Annotated in this window: 1 protein-coding gene; it reads right to left on the bottom strand. The window is 23.2% G+C overall.

Annotated elements, in window-relative coordinates; genetic code table 11:
• Positions 1 to 99, bottom strand: a 99-nt coding sequence (locus FE392_RS22780; protein WP_242326158.1) for a response regulator aspartate phosphatase, incomplete at its 3' end; no start/stop codon positions are given.
• Positions 100 to 271 lie beyond the last annotated feature (172 nt).

Below are 271 nucleotides of genomic sequence, written 5' to 3'. Positions count from 1 at the left end.
TTTTAATTGTTTTGCTTTAATAATGTGTTGCGCTCGAATTTCTTGATACCAATCATTTAATAATTTTGTAATTTGTTCGTTTCCTAGTTGAACATTCATAGAATCTTCTCCTTTTCCAAAATTATCTATATTTTATTTTCTATCATGTTATCATGCTATTGTATAAGACTAACTTTTCAACAGTTGATATATAAAGTTTTTAATATTCTGTATTTTTAAATAGTGTAGCACCTTCACTATTTAAAAATACTTAGTAACAAATAAAAAAAGA

Source organism: Xenorhabdus santafensis (genome assembly GCF_033949405.1).
GTDB classification, from domain to species: Bacteria; Pseudomonadota; Gammaproteobacteria; order Enterobacterales; family Enterobacteriaceae; genus Xenorhabdus; species Xenorhabdus santafensis.
This window is presented reverse-complemented; position numbering and strand designations above follow the sequence as displayed.